Raw genomic sequence first — 24708 nt, 5'->3', positions numbered from 1 at the left:
TGGTTTTGGGGCGTATCTTTTCAAAAAATGCCTCATAAGATCGGACGGCGTGGTTGCAGGCCCAGAGCGCAATCCAGTGCCGAAACCGATTGCGAAGTGAATATAGGAGTATCATTAGATACCCACCGGCACGCAGTATATGCGACAACACTTCTTCGCGCCCCTCACATAGATAAATTTAGAGGTTATCAAAGGCGGTTTATCGACCGCCCGTGGGGCATAGAAATAATTGATTATGCTTGTGATTAAGCTATCGGAAATATGCTTGAATTCGGCCAGAATAATTATAATTATGACGTTCTCAAAAACTAAATATTTAAAGAAAAGGGTAAAGATCAGGTGGCCAGCAGCAGTGATCCGACATTCGCATTATTAAGATTGAATCCTGCTAAATGGCAGTGGAGCAGAGCAATACGATCTTTTGTTTGCATTGGCGCACCCTTTACACTGGGCTTAATTCTTGGTGACATCATGACTGGCATGTGGATTGCCATGGGGTGCCTGATGATGATCACGGGGGAGAGTTCAGGCAGCTATCGCTCCATATTTGCAAAGATACTCATTTCCGCACCTTTGGGCGCACTCGGCTATCTGTTGGGCTACCTTGGATCCTTGCCGTGGGGTGCAGTGGTTGTCTTGATGATGGTTGTTGGATTTGCTTCTGTTTTGTTAAGCACTAAGAGTAGAGCGCTATCCATTGGTACGTTGCAAACCCTGCTTCTCGCTTCAATTGCCCTTGGTGTTCCTGCAATTTCTCCCTTTTGGGAACCTGCACTTCTCTATCTGGTGGGCGCTTTATTTTACGCCTTGGTACTCGGCGTCGAAGTTCTGATCCGAGGCTGGCATGCACAGGATGAGCCGACGAAAACGGCGCCCAGCACTGCATCACATGCATCCAACACAACTTCTTTGCCTACGGCTTTCGCCTTCGCTGTTTGCCTTGGTGCAGCATACTCGATTCATTGGTTCAATCATGAAGCACACTGGTTTTGGGTGCCGCTGACGGTCGGTCTCGTAATGAAACCTGATTTTGGCTCTATCAGAGATCGCGCAGTTCAGAGGATTATTGGTACTTTGGTAGGTGTGCTGATCGGCGCTCTGGCGCTTGCGCTCATCCCGAAGGGCTTGGCTTTGATTATCCTGATGTCTCTGCTCGCCGGAATATTGCCTTGGGCGATGCAACGCTCCTACGTTTTGCAGGCAATTTTTCTCACACCATTAATTTTGATACTTGTTGACATCATTGTTCCCGGAACGCGCGATATAGATTATGGAATGCAGCGGCTGATTGATACTGGAATTGGAGGCATCATTGTCGTTGTTTTGGGCTTCTTGCCACTCAAGTACATACAACCCAAACCAGCAGACCTTTGACCGCAGTGCTACGCGTCTGAACTCGCTCGGCTGCCCCCTATCTATTGATAATGTGTTATTGTGACTGTGCGGAGGACAGCCCGTCACCCAGTGGACCCAATCCCGAACGAGAGTAAGGGCCTCCCCGCTTGGTCATCAACCTGAACAGTTGCTTGGCGGCTTGAGCCCGCATGACATGGGTAGGAGCTTATACGATGCCACAGATTATAGTTGGCTGTGACCTCTCGCGCGCCTTCCTCGACATTTGTAATGATACCGGAAAACTACATCAAGAATCGCAAATACAACGATCAGCATTGCCGAATGGACAGATACTGATGTTGGTGCAAGGATCATCTTAAGTGCGCATACCACTCTTCGACGTGAGTGTTGTCTGCCGCCTCTATCCCGCAGATGGACTTCAAGATGTGCCCTTTCCAGCATTCAATTGAGAATGCGAAAACCAAAGGTACAATCCGCCCGTGTGAAAATGGAGACCGCTTAATATAAGCATAAAAACCGGGCTCCGAGTGCTTTCACATCCATGCACCAACATCGAGATTAGAAGGAACGCTGGAAGCGCACTTTTAAACCAAGGGCATCTTGTCCATCAAGCGCAATGCGCTTGTTGTTCCACTGAACATAGGTAATTTCAGGCGTGATGTTAAATCCTGGCACTAATGCATAACTGACATTGCCAGTCGCCATCAGGGTCTCGCTGGCATCATAGCCAACTTGCAGGTTGAGCTTCGCCTTTTTTGTCGCCTGATAGGCAAAGCCACCCCACGAGGCCCAGTCTCCGCCCCATGTGCCGTAGAAACTATCGACAATGCGATAGACATCGCCATTGGCATTGGCTTTGTAATGGTCATCATTCGACTTATAGGCAAACTGCGACCAGAGAGAAAACTTGTCGCTCACCTTGAGATCAACTTTGACCTTACCCGCCCATTCTTCGTTACGCGCGTCATAGGCAGCTACGCCTGCAATGCTGCCCCATGACTGAGCATATTTCAGACCACCCACCACATGCGGCATATAATCATCGATTGTAACATCAACATCGGAATCGGAATTGCCACCTTGTTCAAGCGACAAGATAGCCGAGAAGCCTTCTTTGTTCTTGTAGGTATAGCTGATCAGATTGGTACGATAGCCACCGGCCAGAATGACATCATCATTGAGCACGTTGCCCAGATAATCAGAGAAAGTCACGAATGCCGACTGGTCGAGACCGACACGAAGACCACCAAGCTCGATAAAGCCAAGACGCAGGGAGCCCGACGACGAAGAGTCTGCACCATTGTACCACTGATAGCGCGTTTCGGTGACTGTTTTGAGGGTACCGAGTTCAGTTTCGGTTCCGGTAAATGTGCGGAAAGTGAAACGGGTCAACTGCCCGTAAGTATCCATTTTTTTGGTGCTTGGAACGCGTGCATAAGCATAATCACCACCGCTAACATCATAACGCACATAACCCGCCAAACGCAGGCATGTTTCCGTTCCAGGAATATAAAAATAGCCTTTGCCGTAGGCATCGCAAACGCGGACATATTCCACAGCTTCCGGCTCGGGTGCCACTATGGTATCGGCAGCCGACGCAGCTTGCGACATTGCCAGAACAGCGACCGTTGCAGCTAGAGTTTTCTTCATTTGAGTAAGTGTCCCCTTTGGTTTTAGACAATAGGAGTTTTTCGGCGGAAAGAGATTTTCCGTCGTGCTAAGAACAAGCTGCTGGAACTCGCTGAAACCGGCCACCTGTTATGGCTGTGAATGCTGGATTACGTGCCTGATAGGAGCGAAGCGCTCCTCCCCATCATCAACTCAGATCCCCATCTGGATTTCCACTGCATAATTTCCGAAAATTGAAACCGTTTAAGGTAAAATTACGCAGCAAGTATAAAGTGTTAGAGTGACCTTTTTGCACCTGGCAGGCGCATGGCGTTCTAAAGCTTGCAGTGACGTGCCATCATTTCGGCAACGTCTTCCCGCCCCTCTTCGCGCAGTTTTTTGATTGCAGCACTCATATCTGCCGATCGTTCGTCCTGGCCGAGCTTGAACTTGATTTCCATCTTCTCAATCGGCATTTCATAGCCAACGATATTGGGCAGACGCCGTTCCAGACCGCCGGGGCCGAGTTCCTTCATCTGCCAGGGCTTGTCACGACCCTTTTCCATATGTTTGACAAGCTCGTGAAGATGTTTGGCGGTCGCTGCTTCCGACAGGATTTTGGGCGTGCCGTGGATATGAGCAACCATGAAGCTCCAGGTCGGCGCGCTGTCCCTTTCCGGATAACCCGGATACCAGGACGATGACACATAATGACCAGCATCCATCAGGATCGCGATTGACGGCAGGCCACGCTTGAGAAACTCAACATGACCGTTGGATGCTGCAACATGCGAAACCAGCGTACCGTTTTCGCCGCGTGTCCGATCCATCATGAAGACAGGGTGCGATATCGCAACGCCACCCTCGTGACTGGTGATCAAAGTACCAAGCACCGTTCTGTCAACGAGATCGAAAACCTCGGTCGTATCGGACGGTTGGAAATAGGGCTTTGTGTAGAGCATCGCTTGTCTCTTGATTTCAGGCGTGAATGGCGGGCAGACGATCAGACCATGGACACATGGCTTCTAACTGACCTGCCAGTTCGAATAGCAAATTTTCGCCCCCATAAGGGGCAATGAACTGGCTGCCAATCGGGAAACCATCAGACGTTTCATGAAGTGGAGCACTCATTGCAGGCAGGCCGGCGGCATTGACCGGATGGGTAAAGGTCGTCAGGTCCAGAAACTGTCGGGCAAAGCCCTTCCAATCGGCTGAGCGCACGTCGAGCATGCCAAGCGGAAACGATCCAATCGGCATAACCGGGCTTAGCACCACATCGCATTCTTCAAACAGACGACCAAAACTGCGCGCCGTACTGTTCGCCGTCAAACGCGCATGAATAACCTCTGTGGCGGTCAAACCATCGCCGTAAGCAGCCAATCCCAGATTTGATGGCTCAAAATAAAGATCATTAGCGGGCTTCGCCGTTGTTACGGCAACATCCGCCACTTCAATTGCCGTGTAAACGGCGATCAGTTTTTGTATGGCGTCTGCAAGCCGAACACCGTCAAAATCAGGCTTGACCCGAACGACGCTATGCCCGAGTTGTTCGCACAGCGCAATCGTTGCCTCCAGTGCTGCAACCGCCTGCTCGTCCAGATCTTGACGGAGATCAGACTGTTGCCAGAGGCCGATACGAAGCTTTCGCGGTGCCGTTCTGACACTGTTGACGAACAAGTCTTTTTTGGCCGGGGCCGCATAAAGCGAACCCGGTTCCAGCGCATCTGTGAGATCCAGCATCATCGCGGAATCACGAACCGAACGCGTCAAAACATGATGGCTGACCATTCCGCCCCAGTTTTCTGTCGAGACCGGACCGCAGGGGACACGCCCGCGTGACGGGCGCAGCCCGAAAAGTCCGCCACAAGATGCGGGAATGCGGATCGAGCCGGCTCCGTCATTGCCATAGGCCACAGGCACCATACGTGCAGCAACTGCCGCTGCTGCACCGCCAGAAGAACCGCCAATGCTGCGTTTTATATCCCAGGGATTAAGCGCCGGACCATGCAGCGAGGATTCCGTTGCGATGTTACAGGAAAATTCAGGCAGATTGGTTTTACCCACCACCACCAAACCAGCCGACTTATAGCGTTTGACGAGTTCATGATCGCGCTGCGAGGTATTTCCCTCTGCGGCCCGACACCCAAAGGACATCGCTGCACCGGCATAGGAAGGGCAGTCATCCTTCAGCAGCACAGGAACACCACTGAGCGGACCCTCCGGCAACACTTTAAGCTGTTCTTCCGCCTGATCGCGCATCTCATAGATCACCGCATTCAGATCGGGATTGCAACGATCAATTGCTGCAAATGCCTCCTCAACAGCCTCACGCGGCGACAGAATTTTTGCGCGAATGGCCTCTCCCAGACCGACCGCATCGGTCCGGGTGTAGTCAAAGGATGTAGACGTCATGGGTTTATCCCAATGCTAAGCCCGCAAAGCGGAGCGTTTTACTGTTCCTTGCTGATCATCCAGAAGCGATCTGTATCGCCAGCCCAGCCTTTGTAATTATTCACCTTGGGACCAGTCGCCGTGATGGACGGCAAATTGACCAGACCAAGGATCGGAACCTGCTCACCCATCAGAGTGTTGAGTTCGTTAAAGAGCTTCTTGCGTTCTTCGACGTCGCTCTTCGCTGAAACCTGCTTGAGAAGTTCTTCCGCCTTGGCATCATCCCACTGGCGCGCAGCATCAGCCTTCTTGTCACCAATCATCGACTGGAAAGACAGCAGCGGATCAAGACGAGCTGAATAAGCAAACACGGCAAGTTCATAGGCGCCACGACGATACTGGTCGAGCTGGGTCGCCCAGTCACGCACTTCGAGCTGCGCATTGATGCCGGAGGCTGCAAGGAATGCCTGAATGATCGTTGCAACCTGCACACGATTCTGGCGGTTGGCAACCAGAAGGCTGATCGGTTCTCCCTTATATCCGGCCTTGGTCAGCAGTTCCTGCGCTTTGGCTGGATCATATGCAGGCCAGGCAGCCGCCTGATTATCCGAATAGATGGTGTTTGGTGCAATCACCGACGGGTTCGGTGTATACATCCCCTCGCCTATGGCGGCGGCAAGCTGATTAAGATCAATTGCATGAGCAATCGCCTGCCGCATCTGTGGATCTTTCAGCTTATCGGAAGCGGACTGAATCTGAAGCACCATCCATGCAGGCGTCTGCTGCACATTGACCTTCATGCCTTTTGCTTCCAGATCCTTGACGCCGGTTGGCTCCACTTCGTCGATGAAGTCGATCTCACCGGAAAGCAAGCCATTGGTGCGGGTGCTTGAATCAGGAACAGTCATGAACTGAATGGTCTTTACATGACCTGTCTTGTCCCCCACCAGACCGTCGACATCGCCGGGCAAAGCCGCATAATCATCAAAACGGGTCAGGTCCAGATAACGACCACGCTCCCATTTGGAAAAAGCATAGGGACCGGTGCCAATCGGCTTTACAAACTTGCCATCAGCATCAACGGATTCCGGGCTCAATATCCATGGTGTACACTGGATGGTCGCCATTGTGATAACGAAGTTTGGCGCAGGTGCTGCGAAGTTGAAACGCACCGTGCTGTCATCAACAGCCTCGACCGACTTCAATTCGGAATCGACCTTGCCATTATAGCGATTGACGCATTGAAACGCTGTATCCGGCTTGAGATAGCGCTCGAAATTCCAGACGACATCCTTGGCGGTCAGGTCTTTGCCATTCTGGAACTTGACGCCTTTGCGCAGCTTGAATTCATAGACTGTATGATCGGCATTTGTGGTCCAGCTCTCGGCCAACATCGGCTTGATGGCAAGATCGTCACCATAAGCCACCAGACCTTCGGCGATATGGGCTACAACCATATCGGCATTGGCATCGCGATTGACGCCCGGATTGATGCTTGCCACATCTGAATGAATGGCGACGCGCAAGGTCTCATCGTCCGCAGCATGTGCCTGGAAGGATGTGGCGCTGAGGCCAAGAAGCGCAATGCCGAATGCAGAGCGCAGTGAAATTGGATTGAACATTTTGGTTTCCCCTTTTTGTTTTTAATTTTACGGCCTGATCAGCTTTGCGACCTCAGCACATCCGCGAAAAATGCCTCGACCGGCTCCAGCACTTTGAAAGGCTCGTGAGCCACACCCGGAACTCTGTCCTTGCGAACCGCAATACCGTGAGCTTCAAACGACCTGGCCAGTGCTTCAATACGGTCGATCCGGCAATCACCCTGAAGGTCGGCGCCGTCCATCCAGAAGGCGCTGTCACGCGGGATGGCGATTTCCCAGGTCGCGGTATCTTCCTGACCAATCACTGTTTGAACGCTCACGCTTCTCATCGCTTCAAGATCAATGCGGCAGCCAAAACGTGCTTCGACATCGCGAATGCCGACCCACCAGTCATAATCAGAATTGAGCAGGGTCACGACGCCCGGCGCTCCGATAGAGACGGCCTTGAGCCTGTGGGGATGCAGCATGAAAAAGCGCTGGCAGAACTGCCCGCCGCCCGAAAAACCGTACATGATGGCGCGATTGCTTTTAAGGCGATATTTGGCGGCCACTTCGTCGATCATCGACAGCAGAATATGATCAAAGCGAATGCCGTGAAACTCGATGCGCTTGTAGTTGGCAAGATCGTCCTGCACGACGATGCCAGCAGGGAACAGCGGTGCCAGTACGATGCAGCGGTTTTTTTGCGCAAAACTTGCAAAGTGATCGCGGTATTGTGCAGCCGTCCGCCCCGTTCCATGAATGATCACGATCAGTTCGTGCGTCTCGGTGCCGTCCTCGTTATAGTCTTCAGGGACATAAAGACAGTAGCTGAAACGCTGATCGAATTGGCTAGCAAAAAACGTGGTCGCTCCGAAATCGTAGAAGCTGAGTTTTTTGCCATGGCCCTGCCGCTTGGAGGCAGGCTTTTCCTCAGTGGTGGACATGACCGCCCTCCTCTCCGGATTTCCTAATTGCATTATCGCCGCGCCATTTGAGTTTGACGCCACCCTCATCCGTCAGTTCGAGCATTGGAATGGCTGACAAAAGACGGCGGGTATAATCGTTCTGCGGCGCGTCGAAAATCTCGTCACGCGTTCCCTGTTCGATAATGCGTCCGTCATTCATGACGATCACACGATCGGCAATTTGTTCAACCACACCCAGATCATGGGTAATGAACAGGCAACCGAAGCCATAGCTCTGCTGGAGCTTTGCGAAGAGATCGAGAACCTGCGCACGCACCGTTACGTCAAGTGCCGAGACAGCTTCATCGGCAATGACAAAAGCCGGACGGCGCACGAGCGCACGCGCAATCGCCACACGCTGACGCTGACCACCCGACATTTCATGCGCATAACGATTGGCATAATCTCCACCGAGGCCAACATCCTTGAGTGTTTCGGTAACACGGTCCGCTTTCTGGCTGGACGAAAGCTCTTTCGAGAAGCGCAGCGCCTCACCGACCAGCGCGCCCACTTTCATCCGCGGGTCGAGCGATGAATACGGGTCCTGAAACACCATCTGCGTGTGATAACGATAATCCTGATAATAGGACGAACGTCTCTCAACAGCCTGGCCCTTGAACAACAACTTCCCTTCGCTCGGCTTGATCAGTCCGGCCATCACGCGTGCGGCTGTGGTCTTGCCCGAACCGGAGCCGCCAACCACGGCAACAACCTCGTTTGGCATAACGTCAATCGTAATCCCGTGCAGGGCTCGCTTTCCGCCAGCTTTCTTGAACCAGCCGCCCCGACCTTCAAAATCAACCACAAGATCGCGCACGCTGATCAGCGGTTCAGCTTTTGGAATAGTGCGCGCAGGCCCACGAACCGGCAATGTAGAGAGCAGTTTACGGGTGTAATCATGCTGGGGCCTTGCCAGAACATCAGCGGTATCGCCCGTTTCAACCACTTCGCCATGGCGCATCACAACCACACGGTTGGAATAGCGCGCGATCATTGGAAGATCGTGGCTGATGAGCAAAACAGTCGTGCCACGTTCTCGTGTGAGATCGACCAGCAACTCCATGACCTCGCGCTGGATAACCGCATCAAGCGCAGTGGTCGGCTCATCCGCAATCAGCAGATCAGGCTTCATCAGCATCGCACAGGCGATCATGATGCGCTGGCGCATTCCACCTGAGAACTCATGTGGAAACGCCTCAATCGCCCGATCAGGATCGGCAATGCCGACACGCAACAACATGGCTCTGATCCAGTCGGCATGTTGCGCTTTCTCAGCCGGAAAATGCAGTTCAAGCCCTTCTTCAAGCTGCCGCCCGATGGTCAGCGATGGGGTAAGCGAGGTCATTGGCTCCTGAAAGATCATGGCAATGCCATCACCGCGAAGGCCGCGCAAAGCAGCTGGCGACATCGTTGACACGTTCTGCCCCTTGAAGCGGATCGCACCATGACTTGTTTTGATCGACGACGGAACCAGCCCCATGACCGCCCGCGCAAGCATGGTTTTGCCGGAGCCGGATTCACCAACGATACCGAGAATTTCCCCAGCATTTATAGAGAAGGAAGCGCGTTTGACGATCTCCAGCGCACTGTCACCAACACGCAGACTGACATCGTCGATTTGAAGCAGGGGGGCGGAAGTCATGAGCGCTTCCTCATGCGTGGGTCGAGGCGGTCGCGCAACGCGTCACCAAGAAGATTAATACCAAGCAGCGACAGCGAAATTGCAAGGCCGGGGAAAATACCGAGCCAAACGGCCTGCTCAATGAAATTGCGGCTTCCGGCCAGCATATTGCCCCATGTCGGCGCTGGCGGCGGCACGCCCAGCCCCAGAAAGCTGAGCGAGCTTTCTGCGAGAATTGCCCAGCCGCACATCGACGTTGCCATGACCAGAACCGGTGCCAAACAGTTGGGCAGAATATGGCGCACCATCGTATAGATTTCCGAGTTGCCCATGACGCGGGAAGCCTCAACGAACTCCCGTTCACGCAGGCTCAAAACCGTGCCACGGACCACGCGGATCACCGAAGACATATAGGCCAGAGCAAGTGCTAAGATGATGCCGTTCTTGTTGGCACCAAAGACCGCCAGCAAACCAAGCGCCATCAATATGCCGGGGAATGCCAGCAGTGCATCATTGACCATCATCAATATCCGGTCGAACCAGCCGCGCAAAAAGCCACTGAGTGCCCCGACAAGCACACCGCCGAGCGTGGCAAGGAAGACTGTAAACACGCTGATCGAAACGCTGGCTGATGCGCCTTTCATAAGACGGCTCAGCTGGTCGCGCCCAAATTCATCCGTACCCAGCCAATGGGCTGCACTTGGCGGCGCAAGACGCGCGGCAAAGTCCAGCGCGAGCGGGTTATAAGGCGTCCAGAAGGAACCAACTACCGCTATCGTGAGAAGCGTTGCGGTCAGAGTTCCGCCAATCAGCGCGTTGAGAGAGATGTTTTTCATTTCGCCGTCACCTTCGGGTCGAAGAACGGATAGAGAAGGTCCACGATCAGATTGACCAGCACATAAACGCAGGCTGTGAACAGCAAGCAGCCCTGAATGACGGGATAATCGCGGGCAAAGATGGCATCAACGAGAAGCCTGCCAAGTCCGGGAATCGTGAAAACCGTTTCCACAACTGCAATTCCGCCAAGCAGATTGCCAAGGATCAGCCCCAACAATGTCCAGGTCGGGCCAAACGCATTACGGAAAGCATGACGCCACATCACGGTTGCTTCCGACAGTCCCTTGGCGCGGGCATGGGTAATGTAATCGAGATTGAGCACTTCAAGCGTCGAGGCGCGCGCCATGCGCAGGATGACGCCGATTTCATGCAGAAACAGTGTGGTAATCGGCAGAACCAGATAGAGAAACGCTTTCCATGGGTTCTCTCCGAAACTGACATAGCCGACAATCGGCAACCAGCCGAGCTTGAGGCCAAAGGCCAGCAACAAGAGCAAGCCCATCCAGAATGCCGGAACCGAAAGCAGCAAAGTGGCACAGGTCACAAGCGTCAGATCGGTCAGGCTGTTCTGCTTCCATGCTGCGATCATTCCGAGCGGAACAGCGACAAGCGTCGAAAGCACCACCGCAGACAACACAATACGCGCACTCACCGAAAAGCGCTCCAGAACCAGCGGCAGCACCGGCTGCTGGTTGGCAATCGAAATGCCAAGATCGCCATGCAAAACGTTACCGCCCCAGATCAGAAACTGGGTGAAGATGCTGTGATTGAGGCCCAGTTGCTCGCGCAGCGCAGCCAGCGTCGCAGCATCCGCAGAATCACCCAGCATCAGGGCTGCAGGATCGCCCGGTATCAACCGAACGATCACAAACACAGCCACTGCCACGATCAGCAATGTTGGGATGGCCATGCCTATTCTGGAGAGCGCAAAGCGCAGCATTTCTTTAGCCTTCGATAAAGAGGGATTGCGCGCGCGGCGCGGCATCGGATGGTAACGGCGTATAATCTTGTAGACAGTAGGTCGCAAACTGGCGGTTCAGGGCAGGCAATGGCGCGATTTCCATCATACCAAGCGCTGCTTCCATCACCACCATGGCAACTGTGGCCGTGATATTGTCGTGATTGCCGGGACGCGGCGGGCGGCAGACTGCATAAGGTGTCAGGAAGTCGTCAAACAGCGCTTCCTTGAGCTCTTTGCGGCCAATTTTTCCACCATGTGATTCAAGTGACTGGCGAACGCGCCAATCACGGTAGAAGCTTTCAGGCACAAACGGGATACCGGTATCGCGCAGCTTCGTCAGCGCTATCGGACTAACCCAATGGTTGGCGTGAACGATGAGATCATTTTCCGGAAGGATCGGGAAGGATTCGTCTGGCGCACATTCAAAATCGATACCAAAACCGGCACTCGTCGCAATCATGATGTTGTTCGAGCAGGATTTTGGCGTCGAAGCCACAGCTTTGATTGCTTTTGCAAAATGCTCTTGCTCCAGCACCTTGCGGCGCACGAGACCCAGAGGAACACCCAGCTTCTTATAGTCGCGTTCGCATTCAAGATAATTTGCAGTAATCGAGATACCAGCCTCATTGAAACCGCTGCGCGCCAGACCACCAGCCTCGACAAACGTCACAAAATCGGGACCCTTATTCTCAACAATGTGGCGCAAACAGAATTAGCTAACACTGATGTAATAGGAAGGCGATAAGACTCAACACCCTGAAAAGGAAGGAAACTAGGAGTATTACGCCGACCACGGAAAGTACCAAATATGAAAATAGGATATGCGCGTGTATCAACTGAAGAGCAAAGGATGGATCTACAGATGGATGCACTGAAAAGGGCCGGTTGTACGCACATTTTTGAAGATCATGGCGTATCGGGCAAGTCTTTCGACAGACAAGGCCTTGACGCTGCGTTAGCAAAACTCAAAAAAGGTGACATGCTGGTCGTTTGGCGCCTTGATCGGCTAGGACGCTCTCTATCCAAACTCATTGAATTCATGGAATCGCTTGGGCATAGAGGTGTTGAATTTCGCTCACTCAGCGAAAATATTGATACAAGCTCATCCGGTGGAAGGCTTCTATTTCATATGATGGCTGCTCTTGCAGAATTCGAACGTTCGCTCATCAGCGAACGAACCCGGGCAGGAATGCAAGCAGCAAAATTACAAGGGCGCCATCTTGGACGCCCTCCTTCGCTAACCACGTCTCAAGTTGATGAGGCGATAGTAGCACTTGTACAAAATGGAGAATATTTAACAGAAATAGCGCATCGTTTTAACGTTTCTCCACGCAGCTTGAGACGCCTTGTAAGATTAAGGCAGCAGGAAATGAAATCTGCCACTAAATTTGATTAATATAAACCCTGTCAAAAGGTAATATTATTCCCCATGAATATATATAAATATTTTATATAGATAAAATTAAGATAGAAAATAATTAAGTCAGACATAAAATGAAAAACCGTGGTTCGGTAGGCTTAATGCTGAACCACGGGACAGATCTGCCCCTTAAAGAGTGATCCTTCATGAAGAATAGTGCGTGAGCCGTAGAAAGACATTGGTATGGCAACGAAAAGACACAAGCTGAAAGTGGGCTTGCTCTTGTTTAGTGGAGAGCTTCTTACACTAGGTTTCGTGGACAAAGGATGACATGGGGCTCAGCTGTTGATTCAAGGCTATCTTTTGGAGGCGGCATTGGGCGAGCGAGTTGGACTGAGGGACAACGAGTGGGCGATCATCGAGGAATTCCTGCCAACTGAAAGGGCGCGCGGATGCCGTCCAGCGTTGGGCAACCGGCTGTATTTCGAGGACATGATGTGGATTGCCCGAACTGGATCACAGTGGCATCACCTGCCGAACGAGTATGGCAAATGGAACAGCGTGTTCCTGCGCTACTGGCGCTGGGCTTCGACAGGTATGTTCGAGGCGATGCTGGAGACGCTGGCGGAAATGGTCGAGCGAGACGTCACCGCCGACATGATCAATAGCACCGTGGTCCGAGCACATCATTGTGCAGCCGGCATAAAAAAGGACTCAGGAAACCGAGGCTCTTGGTCGATCGCGAGGTGGCTTTAGCACAAAGCTCCACGCCCGACGCGACGCAAAAGGCCGCCCTCTCGGGTTCGTGCTGACGCCTGAGCATAGTCACAGCACTCAGAGCTTCAGGCCTTTGCTCCGTATGATCGCCGCCAAAAGCACCCCAGCACCCCATAACCGGGAAAAGAACCGTTGGCACAACCTCGTCGAACGGCTGTTCAACAAGCTCAAGAACTGGCGGCGTGTCGCCACCCGATGCGACAAAACCCAAGAATCTTATCTCGGCTTCGTCAATTTCGTCGCAGCTCTAAAATGAATACGCTTTGTCCACGAAACCTAGTGCCAACTATGGCAGACGTTCCAATGAGCATATAGAAATCAAACTCGGATGCCGCATTCTTAATCGAATGTCGGCATCCGCACGCCCGTGATCCGTCCGCGTCAGAACTGAAAGCTTATAACCAGGCATCAAAGAACGGAATCCGCTGCAATTTGCCTCTGTTTAACAACACTCCTTCGCGGCGCGAGACATCGTCAAAGCCAAGTCCTCTATCATGTCCTCCTGGCCACCGATCATGCCGCGGCGGCCGAGTTCCAGGAGCAGATCGCGGGCAGGAACGCCGTAGCGCTTTTCCGCGCGCTCGGCAAACAGCAGGAACGACGAGTAGACGCCGGCATATCCGAGAACCAGCGAACCGCGGTCGACGCGGATCGGACGATCCATCATCGGCACGACCAGATCCTCGGCGGCGTCCATGATCTTGAAGAGGTCGACGCCGGTGATGGCGCCCATGCGCTCGAACACCGCGACCAGCAGTTCGGTCGCGGCATTGCCGGCGCCGGCGCCAAGGCCTGCGATCGCGCCGTCGATGCGGTTTGCTCCTGCGGCAACGGCGGCCACCGAATTGGCGATACCCATGCCGAGGTTATGGTGGCCGTGGAAGCCGAGTTCCGTTTCCGGTTTCAGCGCGGCACGGATGGCAGTGATGCGGGCGGTTACGTCATCGGGCAGCATGTGGCCGGCCGAGTCGGTACAATAGACGCAGTTGGCGCCATAGCTTTCCATTAAAAGTGCCTGTTCGACCAGCTTTTCCGGGCCAGCGCGGTGCGACATCATCAGGAAGCCGACGCTGTCGAGACCAGCTTTTGCGGCATAGGTGATGTGCTGTTCGGCGCAATCGGCCTCGGTGCAGTGGGTAGCGACGCGCACGCCGGAGATACCGCAATCCATAGCGCGCTTCAGCGTGTCCACGGTGCCGATACCGGGCAGGAGAAGTGCCGATACCTTGGCCTTTTTCATGTGCGGAATGACAGCGGAAAGGTATTCTTCGTCGGTTGCCGCCGAGAAGCCGTAGTTCACGGAAGCGCCTCCCAGACCGTCTCCATGGGTCACCTCGATCCACGGCATGCCGGCTTCGTCGGCAGCCTTGGCTATCTCGACCATCTGTTCGATAGAGATCTGGTGGCGCTTGGCATGCATGCCGTCGCGCAGGCTCATTTCGTGAAGGGTAATCTTGCGTCCTTCGATGCTCATCTCAATCTCCTTAACCACGTGCCGGCAAGGTGAAGACGCCATTGACGACCTCTTCTGCGAAAAGTTCGGCGGTGCGTAGGGCTGCCGCCGTCATGATGTCAAGGTTGCCGGCATATTTCGGCAGGAAATCACCAAGACCTTCAACTTCGAGGTAGATCGACACGCGCTTGCCATCGAAGACCGGGCCGTTCACCACCTTGTAGCCAGGCACGTATTTCTGCACTTCCGTAGCCATGGCCTTCACGCTTTCGATGATCGCGTCCTGATCCGGTTCGTCTTCCGTCAGTACATGCACAGTGTCACGCATGAGGAGCGGCGGCTCCGCTGGATTGACAATGATGATCGCTTTGCCGCGCTTTGCACCACCGACCTTCTCAATAGCATGGGCCGTGGTGCGGGTGAACTCGTCGATATTTTTGCGAGTGCCCGGGCCTACTGAACGGGAGGAAACGGCAGCAATGATCTCGCCATATTCCACCGACTGTACGCGGGAAACTGCAGCCACCATGGGAATGGTGGCCTGGCCGCCGCAGGTGACCATGTTGACATTCATCTCGAGGCGCTTGGCATGATCGGACAGATTGACCGGGGGAACGCAGAACGGACCGATGGCGGCGGGTGTCAGATCCACCATGATGACGCCGAGTTCGTTAAGCTTGCGGGAGTTTTCCGCATGGGCGTAGGCGGAAGTGGCATCAAAGGCGACGCGGATGTCGTCTGCCAGCACATGCTCCAGCATGCCGTCGACGCCGGTCGCGCAGGTCTTGATGCCCATTTCGGCTGCCCGCTTCAGGCCTTCCGAAGCAGGGTCGATGCCGATCATCCAGACCGGCTCCACCCATTGCGAGCGCTGCATCTTCATCAATAGGTCGGTGCCGATATTACCCGGCCCGATGATGGCCGCCCTGAGTTTCTTGCTCATCTTGCGTATCCTTTACATTCCAAAGAGGACCGGGAGCGCCAGCGAAAGTGCGGGCACATAGGTGATGATCATCAGCACCCCGATCATCACGATCATTGGTGTGATCGCGCCTTTCACTACCGTTTCGAGCGAGAGACCGGAGACGCGCGAGGCGACGAACAGGTTCACGCCAACGGGCGGGGTGATCATGCCGATCGCCAGGTTGACGATCATCACAATGCCGAAGTGCTCAGCACTGACACCGAGAGCCGTTACCAGCGGCAGAAGGATCGGCGTCAGGATGATGATGGCGGCGATGGTTTCCATGAAGGTACCAACGATTAGCAGGATCACGTTGATGGCCAGCAGCAGCAGCCATGCCTGATCGACCATCGAGCTGATGGTGTTCGCCAGCATCACTGGCACGCCCTCGATGGCGAGCGCGCGGCCGAAGATGGTAGCCGTGCCGACGATCAGCATAATGGAGGCCGAGGTCAGGCCGGAGCCGGCGAAGATTTTGTATAGATCCTTGAGGCTCAGTTCCTTGTAGACGAAGGTGCCAACCACGAAGCCGTAAATGACGCCGACGGCTGCCGCTTCCGTGGGGGTAAAGATACCGCCGTAGATGCCGCCGAGAATGATAACCGGCACCATGAGCGCCCACTTGGCATCATTGAGAGCAGCCAGCATTTCGCGACCGGAGGGATGGCTGTCACTCGGCTTCTGGCCGTCGCGCTTCGACTGCCACCAGGCATAGGCGATGAGGGCAAAGCCGATCAGCAGGCCTGGCAGCACACCGCCCATGAACATCTTGGACACCGAGACATTGGCCGAGGTGGCATAGATGACCATGGGGATCGACGGCGGGATAATGACGCCGAGCGAACCGGAGCAGGAAATGAGGCCCGAGGAAAAGCTCGGCTTGTAGCCGTCCTTCGCCATGGCAGGCAGCAGGATCGTGCCGACGGCAGCGACGGTCGCCGGACCGGAGCCGGAGATCGCGGCGAAGAAGATGCAGGTGACGACCGCGATGATCGCCATGCCGCCCGTATAGCGACCGAATAACATGCGCCCGACATTGATCAGACGCTGCGACAGGCCGCCTTGCCCCATGAGGTCGCCGGCGAGAATGAAGAACGGGACGGCCATCAACGGAAAGCTGTCGATTGAGGTCACGAGGCCCTGAGGGACATAAGAGCCGGAAACCTTGCCCGATACGATGAGCGCCAGGGTCGAGGCGACACCCAGCGAGATGGCGATCGGAACGGAAAACAGCAGCAGGACGGCAAGAAGACCGAAAAGAATGAGCGTGATCATTGGGCTGCTCCTTCCCGTGCGCCGCGCAGGTCGAGCACGATGGCCTGCAGCAACCGAACTACCACCAGCAGGAAGCCAGTGAAGGGTGCCAGATAGATGATGCCCATAGGAATGCCGAGGGAGGCGGATTTCTGGCCGAAGCGGAAGGTCTTTTCGACCATGAACCAGCCCTGATACATGACGAACAGGGCAAATGCGCCGAAGACCACATGAGTCAGGACCCGGACGTAAGTCTGGCCGGTGCGCGACAGCAGCTCGGTGCCCATGGTCACGCGGATATGGGCGTCCTTGCGCACCGCATAGGCGATGCCGATATAGGTCGCCCAGATGAAGAAGTAGCGCGACAGCTCTTCCGACCAGGAAAGGGAAGCGCCCATCACGTAGCGCATGAAGATCTGCACCCCGATGAGGATCGACATGAGAGCCATCAGGGCTACAACGATCGCCTCCTCGAAATGCTCATCGATGATTTTGAGCATGTGTCTCTCCCGCGCCGCGCGGGGATCTGCCCCGGGCGCTGTCTGACGCTTTGACGGTCAGTTCGTTTGTTCGAATGGGATTGCCCGGCGATGCTTGTTCGCCGGGCCGTTCATCGCGCGGTGTTTTACTGCGCAGCCGCAGCCAGCAGACGGTCCACCAGATCGGCGCCGGCCTTCTGCTTGACGAGTTCTACGATCGGGGCTGCCTTATCCGAGAAAGCCTTCAGCTCTTCCGGGGTCAGCGTCGTGAACTTCACGTCGGTCATTGCGGCTTCAGCCTTGTCGTCGGCATCCTTGGCGAGACCGCGCTGGTAGGCGGTCGCATTCTTGACGGCCTGGTCGAAGATCGCACGGTCTTCCGCGCTCAGGCTGGCGAGCTTGTCCGGATTACCGAGCAGCGGCCATGGCGAATAGATGTGGTTGGTCTTCGAGATGTATTTCTGCACCTCGTTGAACTTCATGTCGTAGAAGAGGTTGATCGGGCCTTCCTGGGCATCGAAGGTTCCCTGCTGAAGCGCGGTGAACAGCTCATTGAAGGCGAGCGGAGCCGGGTTTGCACCCTCGGCGCGCCATGCCGCGATATGCACCTCGTTTTCCATGGTGCGCATCTTCAAGCCTGCCAAGTCGGCCGGCGAGCGGATTTCCTTCTTGTTATTGGTCAGCTGGCGGAAGCCGTTTTCCCAATAGGCGAGGCCAACCATGCCCTTGTCGTCGAGCGACTTCAGGATCTCCTGGCCGACTTCTCCGTCAAGCACCTTGTAGGCCTGCTCGCGATTCTTGAACAGGAAGGGAACGTCAAAGGCGAAGAACTGCGGGGCGAACGAGGCGACCGGAGCCGACGAAACGAAGGTCAGGTCGACATTGCCGAACTGGATGTTCTCGGTCAGCTCACGTTCGCCGCCCAGCTGCGAATTCGGGAAAATCTCAAGGCCCATGCGGCCGCCGGACTTTTCGCGCAGTTCCTTGTCGAGGAATTCGAATGCCTTGTGGCCCGTCGAGGTCGGCGCCGAGGCATGGGCGGCGCGAAAGACAACTTCAGGCTCGGCCTGTGCGGCGGTGCCATACGAAACGGCAACGGTAAAGGCGGCAACGAAACCTGCGCGCAGAACCTGCGCGGCATTCATAAGTGACATGTCTATCCTCCCAAATAGTGCGGAAAACCAGAGCGGTTTCCAGTTTTTCAGCCGGGCACTTCAAAATAGAAGCTGGGCGCGAGGCCAATACCTCCGCTCCTCTCCAGCGCCGTGAATTAAACAGACGCGAATTTTTTTGTCAAATAGTAAAATCAATTTGCAATATATGAGAATTATTGCCAGTAAATCGGTGGAAAAGCAGACTGGGAGGACATCATGCAACCCGAAAATCCGAACGCGACCCTTATCGCTGCCCTTCAGGAAGCCGTCGGCGCGAACAACCTGAAGGCTGGCGGCGAAGTGCCGGCAGCGGCGCTGCGCGACTGGAGTGACGAGCGCGGCGGCGTGCCGCTGGCGCTGGTCACGCCGCGAGATGCAGCCGCTGTTGCGGCCGTGCTGAAGCTTTGCCACGATTTTTCCACCCCCGTCGTGCCGCAGGGTGGCCGTTCGGGTCTTGCCGGCGGCGCCGTGCCGAGCGAGGGTGCGGTACTGCTTTCGCTGGCCGGTCTTGACCGGATCGAGGAAATCGATGCCGCCTCCGGCCTGATGGTGGTTGGTGCCGGCTGTATTCTGCAGCGCATCCAGGAAGCGGCACTGGAGGCAGGCTTCTCCTTCCCGCTCGATCTCGGCGCGCGCGGCTCCTGCCAGATCGGCGGCAACATCGCCACCAACGCAGGTGGCAATCGCGTGATCCGCTACGGCATGGCACGCGATCTCGTTCTTGGCCTGGAGGTCGTGCTGGCAGATGGCACAACCCTTTCCATGATGAACCGCATGCCAAAGAACAATGCCGCGCTGGATCTTAAGCATCTCTTCATTGGTTCGGAAGGGACGCTCGGCGTCATTACCAAGGCGGTACTGAAGCTGCATCCCAGTGTTGCCGGAGCAAATGCGGCGCTAGTTGCCGTGACTGATTTTGCTGCGGCAGCAGGCCTTCTGCGACATGCGCAACACGTACTTTCCGGCCGGGTCACCGCATTCGAGCTGATGTGGAACGACTATTACCAAGCGGTTCTGGCCGAAACAGGTATGCGCGCACCCGTTGAGCCGGATCATCCCATTTATGTGCTGGTCGAAATGCAGGGCGCCGATCCGGATGCCGAAAGACCTGCGTTCGAGACCATGTTGGAATCGGCATTCGAAACCGGGCTTCTGATCGACGCAGCCGTGGCACAATCACAGCGCGACGTGGAGACCTTCTGGTCCTTGCGCGACGGTATCGCCGAGATCCTGTCCCGCCGCGCGCCCACTATCAATTTCGATGTTTCGGTTCCGCTCGCATGCATCGGAGACTGCGTGGAAGAAATTCGCGCCGCGCTGACGGCGGCCTTCCCTGCCCTGCAGGTGATCTTTTTCGGTCATGCCGGCGACAGCAATATCCACCTCGTGGCCGGCCCCATTTCCGAGATTGATCCGACCGGCCATGGCATTGAGAAGACTGTCTACGAGATCATCCGCACCTATGGTGGATCTGTCTCGGCCGAACATGGTATCGGCCTGCATAAAAAGCCTTGGCTCGCTTACAGCCGTTCGAAAAACGAACTCGGTATGCTACGGCACTTGAAGGCAAGCTTAGACCCGAAGGGTATTCTCAACCCCGGAAAGGTGTTCTGAACCAAAGCCGGTTGATATTGCGCCGCGGCGGTCCAAGTCAGGGCTTCATTCTTCTGCAGAAAGAGCCTGATCCTTTCGCTTGCATGATGTCTTCTGAGCGGAAACCACGGCTGACATGCGCGTGGCGGGCTTTAGCCTGTCCTCGCGCCAAGTTCAGAAGAAATGGCGCGCGCCACGCGCTGAACTTCCGAAACGAGGTCGCGCATGCGTGATGGCGGCATGAATTCGAGCGTTGAGGAGACAGAGATCGCAGCCACCACGCGGCCCGTCGCATCGCGCAAGGGAGCTGCAACGCACCGGATTGAGGACTGATCCTCCCCGAGGTCATAGGCATAGTCGCCGGATCGGTAGTTTGCCATCTGGATCAGCCAGTCGGCCTCGGTCATGTTTCCGGGCAAAAGTGTGTGGTCGCGCTGATAGAGCTCCGACAGGACAGCAATCGGTGCGTCTAGCATCAGCGCCTTGCCTACACCGGTCGAGATCACCGGCTTGCGACCGCCAATCCGCGAGCTAATCTCGACGGGGCGTGCGCCACGCAGCTTGTCAAGATAGGTCACCTCCCAATCCTCGCGTTGCGCCAGATGCACCGTATCGCAAGTAAGTTGCGAAAGCTTCTCAAGAAAGGGTCGTGCGACCTGCACCAGATCAATCCGAGAATAGGCAGAAAAGCCAAGCTCTATGAGGCGTGGCCCAAGCCCGAACTCACGCGCGTTTTCGGCCTTAAGGAACCGGCGTTCGAGAAGGACTGAAACGATGCGGTGCACCGTGCTATAGGTCAGACCGGTAGTCGCGACAATTTCCTGGATCGTGCGAGACCTATCGGCCACAGCGTCAAGGATATCGAGCCCGCGTAGCAGTGTCTGGCTGCGGGGAGCCTTCTGCTCCTTCTCTTCTTCAAGCGCATCGATCTTTTCTGCCATTTTTAAACCCCTTGAGCTCGTCCCTTCTACCCGGTGGTAAAGAAAGGTTCCAGAGGATTTCTGAGGGAGCTTTGTCGCAAGTTTTTTTACGAGTTAAAAGCAGTGAAATCGGCGGTACAAAAGTCCGCCACGGCAGCGCCGAAATCTTGGCGCTGCACGGCGTTTCCTCAGTGCAGTAAACCAAAATTAGTTTCCGCACTGAGCATTGTAATCTTCTGAAAAACATAATTTAAAAAAACCATGAAGCAGAGATACTGCCCTTGGAAACACGAACGCCTTACAAACCCACCGAAAGGCATCAGAAGCGTGTATGGAACATTTCAGAAGTGGATGTCTTCAAGAGATCACCTATAGGTTGCTTGCCGAAGGCTCTGACCGACACTTTTTTCAGAACTATCATGACATGGACTTACCCTTCAAAGGTGGAGGGCTTCTGTTAGACAGGACTGACAGGAGACTTAGAATTGAAGCAGCGAGAATTTACAGAAGAGTCCAAGCGGGAAGCAGTTCGTATTGTAACCACGAGTTGTCGCGCCATTTCCTCGGTTTCCGAGGACCTTGGCATTGGCAAATCAACACTTGAGCGTTGGCGGCGTAATTTTGCTGAGAAAGATTTGCTCTCCGGTCCGCATGAAGACATAAGCTAAGAGCTTGCTCAGCTCCGTAAAGAAAACGAGCTTCTGCGACAGGAACGTGATCTATTAAATTGAAGCAGGGAAAACGATTCAGTGAATCGTTTTCCCTGCGCAACGCGACGGCCTTCTTCGCTCGAGTTGAGGCGGATAAGAAAACAGTCGATGAACTGTTTTCCCGCCGAACAGTCGATGAAGTTTGCGTTCATCGACACGGAGAAGGCCCATATGTCTCTTTTACGGCTATGGGCGTTCGCAGATGTCAGCATCAGCGGCTATTATGCATAGCGAATTGAAATGAAAAGGTATTCGAGCAGGCCGTCACCGTACGGCACGACTAAGTGCCAAGAAAACGGTGTTAAAGCCCGGCAGAAAACACGTTTCAAACGCGCGACAGACAGTAATCATGGTGAACCCGTCGCTCCCAATCTGCTGGATTAGGACTTACCTGTGATGAACCGGATCAAAAAAATGGGGGGTCGACATCAGTTATATATGGACGGCCGAAGGCTGGTTGTATCTGGCAATCATTGTCGATCTTTTCTCTCGCCGTATTATCAGCTGGGAAGCACGTGACCGGATGAAGAAGGATCTGGCACCCTGTATTCCAGACCAGAAATGACGTAATCAATGCCATTGGCGAATATATTGATGGGCTCTCAAATCCCCTGCGCAGACACTCTGCCCTCGGTTACAAATCGCCAATCCAGTTCGAGACGGTGAACCGTAAATTAGTGTCAGAAACTCTCCACTAAATCAGGGTAAGTCCAAATGCTCCATATCCGATTCTGATCTGCCATCAAGGGATCACTACAGTTCAGGTGTTTGCAAGTTTTCCGTCAGCAGACCCCGTTGCCGCCATTCCCGCTACAGGTAGAAAAGCAATTGTGCTATGAGGGAGGCGATGACTGCTCTGCGAGACAGAGCGGACACTCAATATGGATTTGAACTTGCGGCAGGTCTGCCCATACTTTTTTGCGCGATCCATCCAGTCAGATAACAGCATGTGGACGCTGCGTCGCGAGTTGACTGGCAGTTCTTGGAAGGGCTAAATCAGTCCAAGCTCTTCGCATTTGTATATGGACCGGGAATAAACGCGGAAAGGGGAGTTCGTCATGAGTCTTTCTCAAACCATCGCGCGGTGGCTGCTGTCTTTCAAACGTAACAACTTCAGGACGGAAGGCATTCTCAGGGATTGCGTTCAGAAGATGGGCACGCAACAGATCCCCGATATACCGTCCGCGTTGCGTTCCATTTGTGATGTCAGTGAAACTTGGCTTCAGGATCAAAAAATCATACAGCTAACGCCCCGGGAAAAGAGATCAGGAGACCATATCATCTACATCCACGGCGGAGCTTACGTTCATGAGTTAGTATCCGCACATTGGTCCATAATTCTGCAGCTGGTGAAGCACACGGGCGCAACAGTTACTTTGCCGCTCTATGCTTTGGCACCACAGCATGATCACGTCAAAGCGACGGCCATGATGGACGCGCTTTACGATCGGATTGCCGCCAGCCGCGAACAGAAGAGGATATTCGTTGCTGGCGACAGTGCCGGAGGCAATTTCGCCCTTAGCCTTGCGCTTCGTCGAAGGGATGCTGGTAAATCTGTGCCTGATGGCCTCATTCTCTATTCGCCGTGGCTGGATCTTGAACTCAAGGCTGATGGCATCCGCGATATTGAGCCGAAGGATGTCATGCTGGGGGTCGATGGACTTCGTATCTGCGGCCAATGGTGGGCAGGTAGCGCCGATCCGGGGTCTGAGTATTTCAGCATGGTCAATTCAGATCCCGAAGGCCTACCGCCTCTCGCAATCTTTCAAGGAGACCGGGATCTGTTTGTCGTAGACGCCCGCCACTTCGCCAAGCTTTGTCAGTCGCGTGGCGTTGATGCCCTATACCGAGAATATCCCGGTGCGTTTCATGTCTTCATGGGCGCCACCTTTACACCTGAGGCGCGTGACGTATTCAGTGAGACGAAGAACTTTGTGGAGCGCACAAAGACACCCCTGTAGATCTATTCAGAACGACGGTAACATCTCAAAGTAACCACGCAGAGCATTCTTATATGCGCGCGAAGGTTTCGTTTGCGGAGCCTGTTGCCGCCATGCCTACCACACGCAGGAACGCTGCCACACCCACCGTAACGTTGCCCTCAAGCTTTATCCAGTTTTGAGTTCGCTCCAGCGGTTTTGGGTTGCTGTATTCGGGGCGGTGGCGGCGGGTTGCGGTGCGGAGCCGTTCCGGCTGCGCAGCACCGCATCACGTTGCGGGTTGATTGTCTGAGCGAACTCGGCAGGCGTCATCCAGCCGAGTCCAGAGTGTGATCGATGATCGTTGTAATCGCTGCGCCAGTTTAAAAGCGCTGATCGTGCATGGGTCAGTGACGAGAAGAGCGTTTCATTCAGAAGGTCGTCATCGCGCCATCGGCCGACCTGACCATTCACGGCCATCTGGCCGCCGTTCTCGCGTCGATGCAGGCGTTCCAGGAATATAGTGCCGGTTTGACAGAGCGGCATAGAAACGAGTTCGCCCGCCGGGTCAGGGCGGGTGAGTTCACTAGTCAGTCGGAGAAGCTGGCACATCTTGAACGTTTCCGTGCCGTTCCCGCCGATGCGGAGGCTGACTGGAAGCTGTTACAAGTTTCGTTGGTTGCGGGGGCAGGATTTGAACCTGCGGCCTTCAGGTTATGAGCCTGACGAGCTACCGGGCTGCTCCACCCCGCGCTATTTTTTGAACTATTCGGGTCATGATATTATTTCCGCCGAAGAGGCGG

At 54.7% G+C, this 24708-nt stretch carries 19 protein-coding genes, 1 tRNA gene and 5 pseudogenes; 8 read left to right on the top strand and 17 right to left on the bottom strand.

Annotated features, from left to right (window positions below; genetic code table 11):
* Nucleotides 1-339: 339 nt before the first annotated feature.
* On the top strand, nt 340-1374 hold the full coding sequence (locus tag OPR82_RS06860; RefSeq protein ID WP_265983927.1) for an FUSC family protein: 1035 nt from the start codon (nt 340-342) through the stop codon (nt 1372-1374).
* A 540-nt stretch (nt 1375-1914) separates the two neighbouring features.
* On the opposite strand, the gene OPR82_RS06855 is transcribed toward OPR82_RS06860, so the two are convergent.
* From OPR82_RS06855 to OPR82_RS06815, 9 genes are all read right to left on the bottom strand, one after another.
* Nucleotides 1915-3006 carry a porin gene (locus OPR82_RS06855; protein ID WP_265983926.1) on the bottom strand — a complete coding sequence of 364 codons (1092 nt, stop codon included), beginning with the start codon at nt 3004-3006 and terminating at the stop codon, nt 1915-1917.
* 293 nt (nt 3007-3299) lie between these two features.
* Nucleotides 3300-3926 carry an FMN-binding negative transcriptional regulator gene (locus tag OPR82_RS06850; protein ID WP_265983925.1) on the bottom strand — a complete coding sequence of 209 codons (627 nt, stop codon included), beginning with the start codon at nt 3924-3926 and terminating at the stop codon, nt 3300-3302.
* Nucleotides 3927-3942: 16 nt separating this feature from the next.
* The gene (locus tag OPR82_RS06845; protein WP_265983924.1) at nt 3943-5376 is read right to left on the bottom strand and encodes an amidase; all 1434 of its coding nucleotides are present in this window, start codon (nt 5374-5376) and stop codon (nt 3943-3945) included.
* A gap of 38 nt (nt 5377-5414) precedes the next feature.
* Nucleotides 5415-6977: an ABC transporter substrate-binding protein gene (locus OPR82_RS06840; protein ID WP_265983923.1), complete on the bottom strand. Its 1563-nt coding sequence runs from the start codon at nt 6975-6977 to the stop codon at nt 5415-5417.
* A 38-nt stretch (nt 6978-7015) separates the two neighbouring features.
* Nucleotides 7016-7882, bottom strand: coding sequence for an alpha/beta hydrolase (locus OPR82_RS06835; protein WP_265983922.1), 867 nt, complete (start codon nt 7880-7882; stop codon nt 7016-7018).
* Nucleotides 7869-9545 (bottom strand): dipeptide ABC transporter ATP-binding protein, encoded by a 1677-nt coding sequence (locus OPR82_RS06830; protein ID WP_265983921.1) that lies wholly within the window; start codon nt 9543-9545, stop codon nt 7869-7871. The genes OPR82_RS06835 and OPR82_RS06830 overlap by 14 nt, the downstream gene beginning before the upstream one ends.
* Entirely contained in the window at nt 9542-10360 is an 819-nt protein-coding gene (locus OPR82_RS06825) for an ABC transporter permease (protein WP_265983920.1), read from the bottom strand. The genes OPR82_RS06830 and OPR82_RS06825 overlap by 4 nt, the downstream gene beginning before the upstream one ends.
* Nucleotides 10357-11301, bottom strand: a complete 945-nt coding sequence (locus tag OPR82_RS06820) for an ABC transporter permease (protein ID WP_265983919.1) — start codon at nt 11299-11301, stop codon at nt 10357-10359. The genes OPR82_RS06825 and OPR82_RS06820 overlap by 4 nt, the downstream gene beginning before the upstream one ends.
* A 4-nt stretch (nt 11302-11305) precedes the next feature.
* The gene (locus tag OPR82_RS06815) at nt 11306-12028 is read right to left on the bottom strand and encodes a C45 family autoproteolytic acyltransferase/hydolase (RefSeq protein ID WP_265983918.1); all 723 of its coding nucleotides are present in this window, start codon (nt 12026-12028) and stop codon (nt 11306-11308) included.
* Nucleotides 12029-12130: 102 nt separating this feature from the next.
* Here OPR82_RS06815 and OPR82_RS06810 point away from each other — a divergent pair, with 102 nt between their 5' ends.
* From OPR82_RS06810 to OPR82_RS06800, 4 genes and pseudogenes are all read left to right on the top strand, one after another.
* Nucleotides 12131-12718 carry a recombinase family protein gene (locus tag OPR82_RS06810; RefSeq protein ID WP_265983917.1) on the top strand — a complete coding sequence of 196 codons (588 nt, stop codon included), beginning with the start codon at nt 12131-12133 and terminating at the stop codon, nt 12716-12718.
* 309 nt (nt 12719-13027) lie between these two features.
* Nucleotides 13028-13282: pseudogene (locus OPR82_RS22775) on the top strand (transposase); the annotation flags it as partial.
* A 57-nt stretch (nt 13283-13339) separates the two neighbouring features.
* A pseudogene (locus tag OPR82_RS22770) lies at nt 13340-13458 on the top strand (IS5 family transposase); the annotation flags it as partial.
* A gap of 140 nt (nt 13459-13598) precedes the next feature.
* Nucleotides 13599-13715 (top strand): annotated as a pseudogene (locus tag OPR82_RS06800) (IS5/IS1182 family transposase); the annotation flags it as partial.
* 186 nt (nt 13716-13901) lie between these two features.
* On the opposite strand, the gene dmpG reads toward OPR82_RS06800, so the two are convergent.
* The 5 genes from dmpG to OPR82_RS06775 all read right to left on the bottom strand — a co-directional run bounded on the left by dmpG (nt 13902) and on the right by OPR82_RS06775 (nt 18763).
* Nucleotides 13902-14933: a 4-hydroxy-2-oxovalerate aldolase gene (dmpG, locus tag OPR82_RS06795; RefSeq protein ID WP_265983915.1), complete on the bottom strand. Its 1032-nt coding sequence runs from the start codon at nt 14931-14933 to the stop codon at nt 13902-13904.
* A 10-nt stretch (nt 14934-14943) separates the two neighbouring features.
* Nucleotides 14944-15855, bottom strand: a complete 912-nt coding sequence (locus OPR82_RS06790; protein ID WP_265983914.1) for an acetaldehyde dehydrogenase (acetylating) — start codon at nt 15853-15855, stop codon at nt 14944-14946.
* A 12-nt stretch (nt 15856-15867) separates the two neighbouring features.
* Nucleotides 15868-17151 (bottom strand): TRAP transporter large permease, encoded by a 1284-nt coding sequence (locus OPR82_RS06785; RefSeq protein WP_265983913.1) that lies wholly within the window; start codon nt 17149-17151, stop codon nt 15868-15870.
* Entirely contained in the window at nt 17148-17630 is a 483-nt protein-coding gene (locus tag OPR82_RS06780) for a TRAP transporter small permease (RefSeq protein ID WP_265983912.1), read from the bottom strand. The genes OPR82_RS06785 and OPR82_RS06780 overlap by 4 nt, the downstream gene beginning before the upstream one ends.
* A gap of 125 nt (nt 17631-17755) precedes the next feature.
* Nucleotides 17756-18763: a TRAP transporter substrate-binding protein gene (locus OPR82_RS06775; RefSeq protein ID WP_265983911.1), complete on the bottom strand. Its 1008-nt coding sequence runs from the start codon at nt 18761-18763 to the stop codon at nt 17756-17758.
* 216 nt (nt 18764-18979) lie between these two features.
* On the opposite strand from OPR82_RS06775, the gene OPR82_RS06770 reads away from it, so the two are divergent.
* Nucleotides 18980-20377, top strand: coding sequence for an FAD-binding oxidoreductase (locus OPR82_RS06770; RefSeq protein WP_265983909.1), 1398 nt, complete (start codon nt 18980-18982; stop codon nt 20375-20377).
* A 131-nt stretch (nt 20378-20508) separates the two neighbouring features.
* Here OPR82_RS06770 and OPR82_RS06765 read toward each other — a convergent pair whose 3' ends face one another.
* Nucleotides 20509-21297 carry an IclR family transcriptional regulator gene (locus OPR82_RS06765; protein WP_265983907.1) on the bottom strand — a complete coding sequence of 263 codons (789 nt, stop codon included), beginning with the start codon at nt 21295-21297 and terminating at the stop codon, nt 20509-20511.
* A gap of 464 nt (nt 21298-21761) precedes the next feature.
* Between OPR82_RS06765 and OPR82_RS22765 the strand changes: the two are divergent.
* Together OPR82_RS22765 and OPR82_RS06745 are read left to right on the top strand one after the other, a co-directional pair.
* Nucleotides 21762-22684: pseudogene (locus OPR82_RS22765) on the top strand (transposase).
* 360 nt (nt 22685-23044) lie between these two features.
* A complete protein-coding gene (locus OPR82_RS06745) occupies nt 23045-23947 on the top strand; it encodes an alpha/beta hydrolase fold domain-containing protein (RefSeq protein WP_265983904.1) in 903 nt (300 codons plus the stop codon).
* Between the two features lie 147 nt (nt 23948-24094).
* On the opposite strand, the pseudogene OPR82_RS06740 reads toward OPR82_RS06745, so the two are convergent.
* Nucleotides 24095-24364 (bottom strand): annotated as a pseudogene (locus OPR82_RS06740) (integrase core domain-containing protein); the annotation flags it as partial.
* A 217-nt stretch (nt 24365-24581) separates the two neighbouring features.
* Nucleotides 24582-24658: transfer RNA gene (locus tag OPR82_RS06735), tRNA-Met, on the bottom strand.
* Nucleotides 24659-24708: the final 50 nt, after the last annotated feature.

Source organism: Ochrobactrum chromiisoli (assembly GCF_026241335.1).
Lineage (GTDB): Bacteria > Pseudomonadota > Alphaproteobacteria > Rhizobiales > Rhizobiaceae > Brucella > Brucella chromiisoli.
The sequence above is the reverse complement of the archived record's forward strand: the minus strand, read 5'-3'. Positions and strand labels throughout refer to the sequence as shown.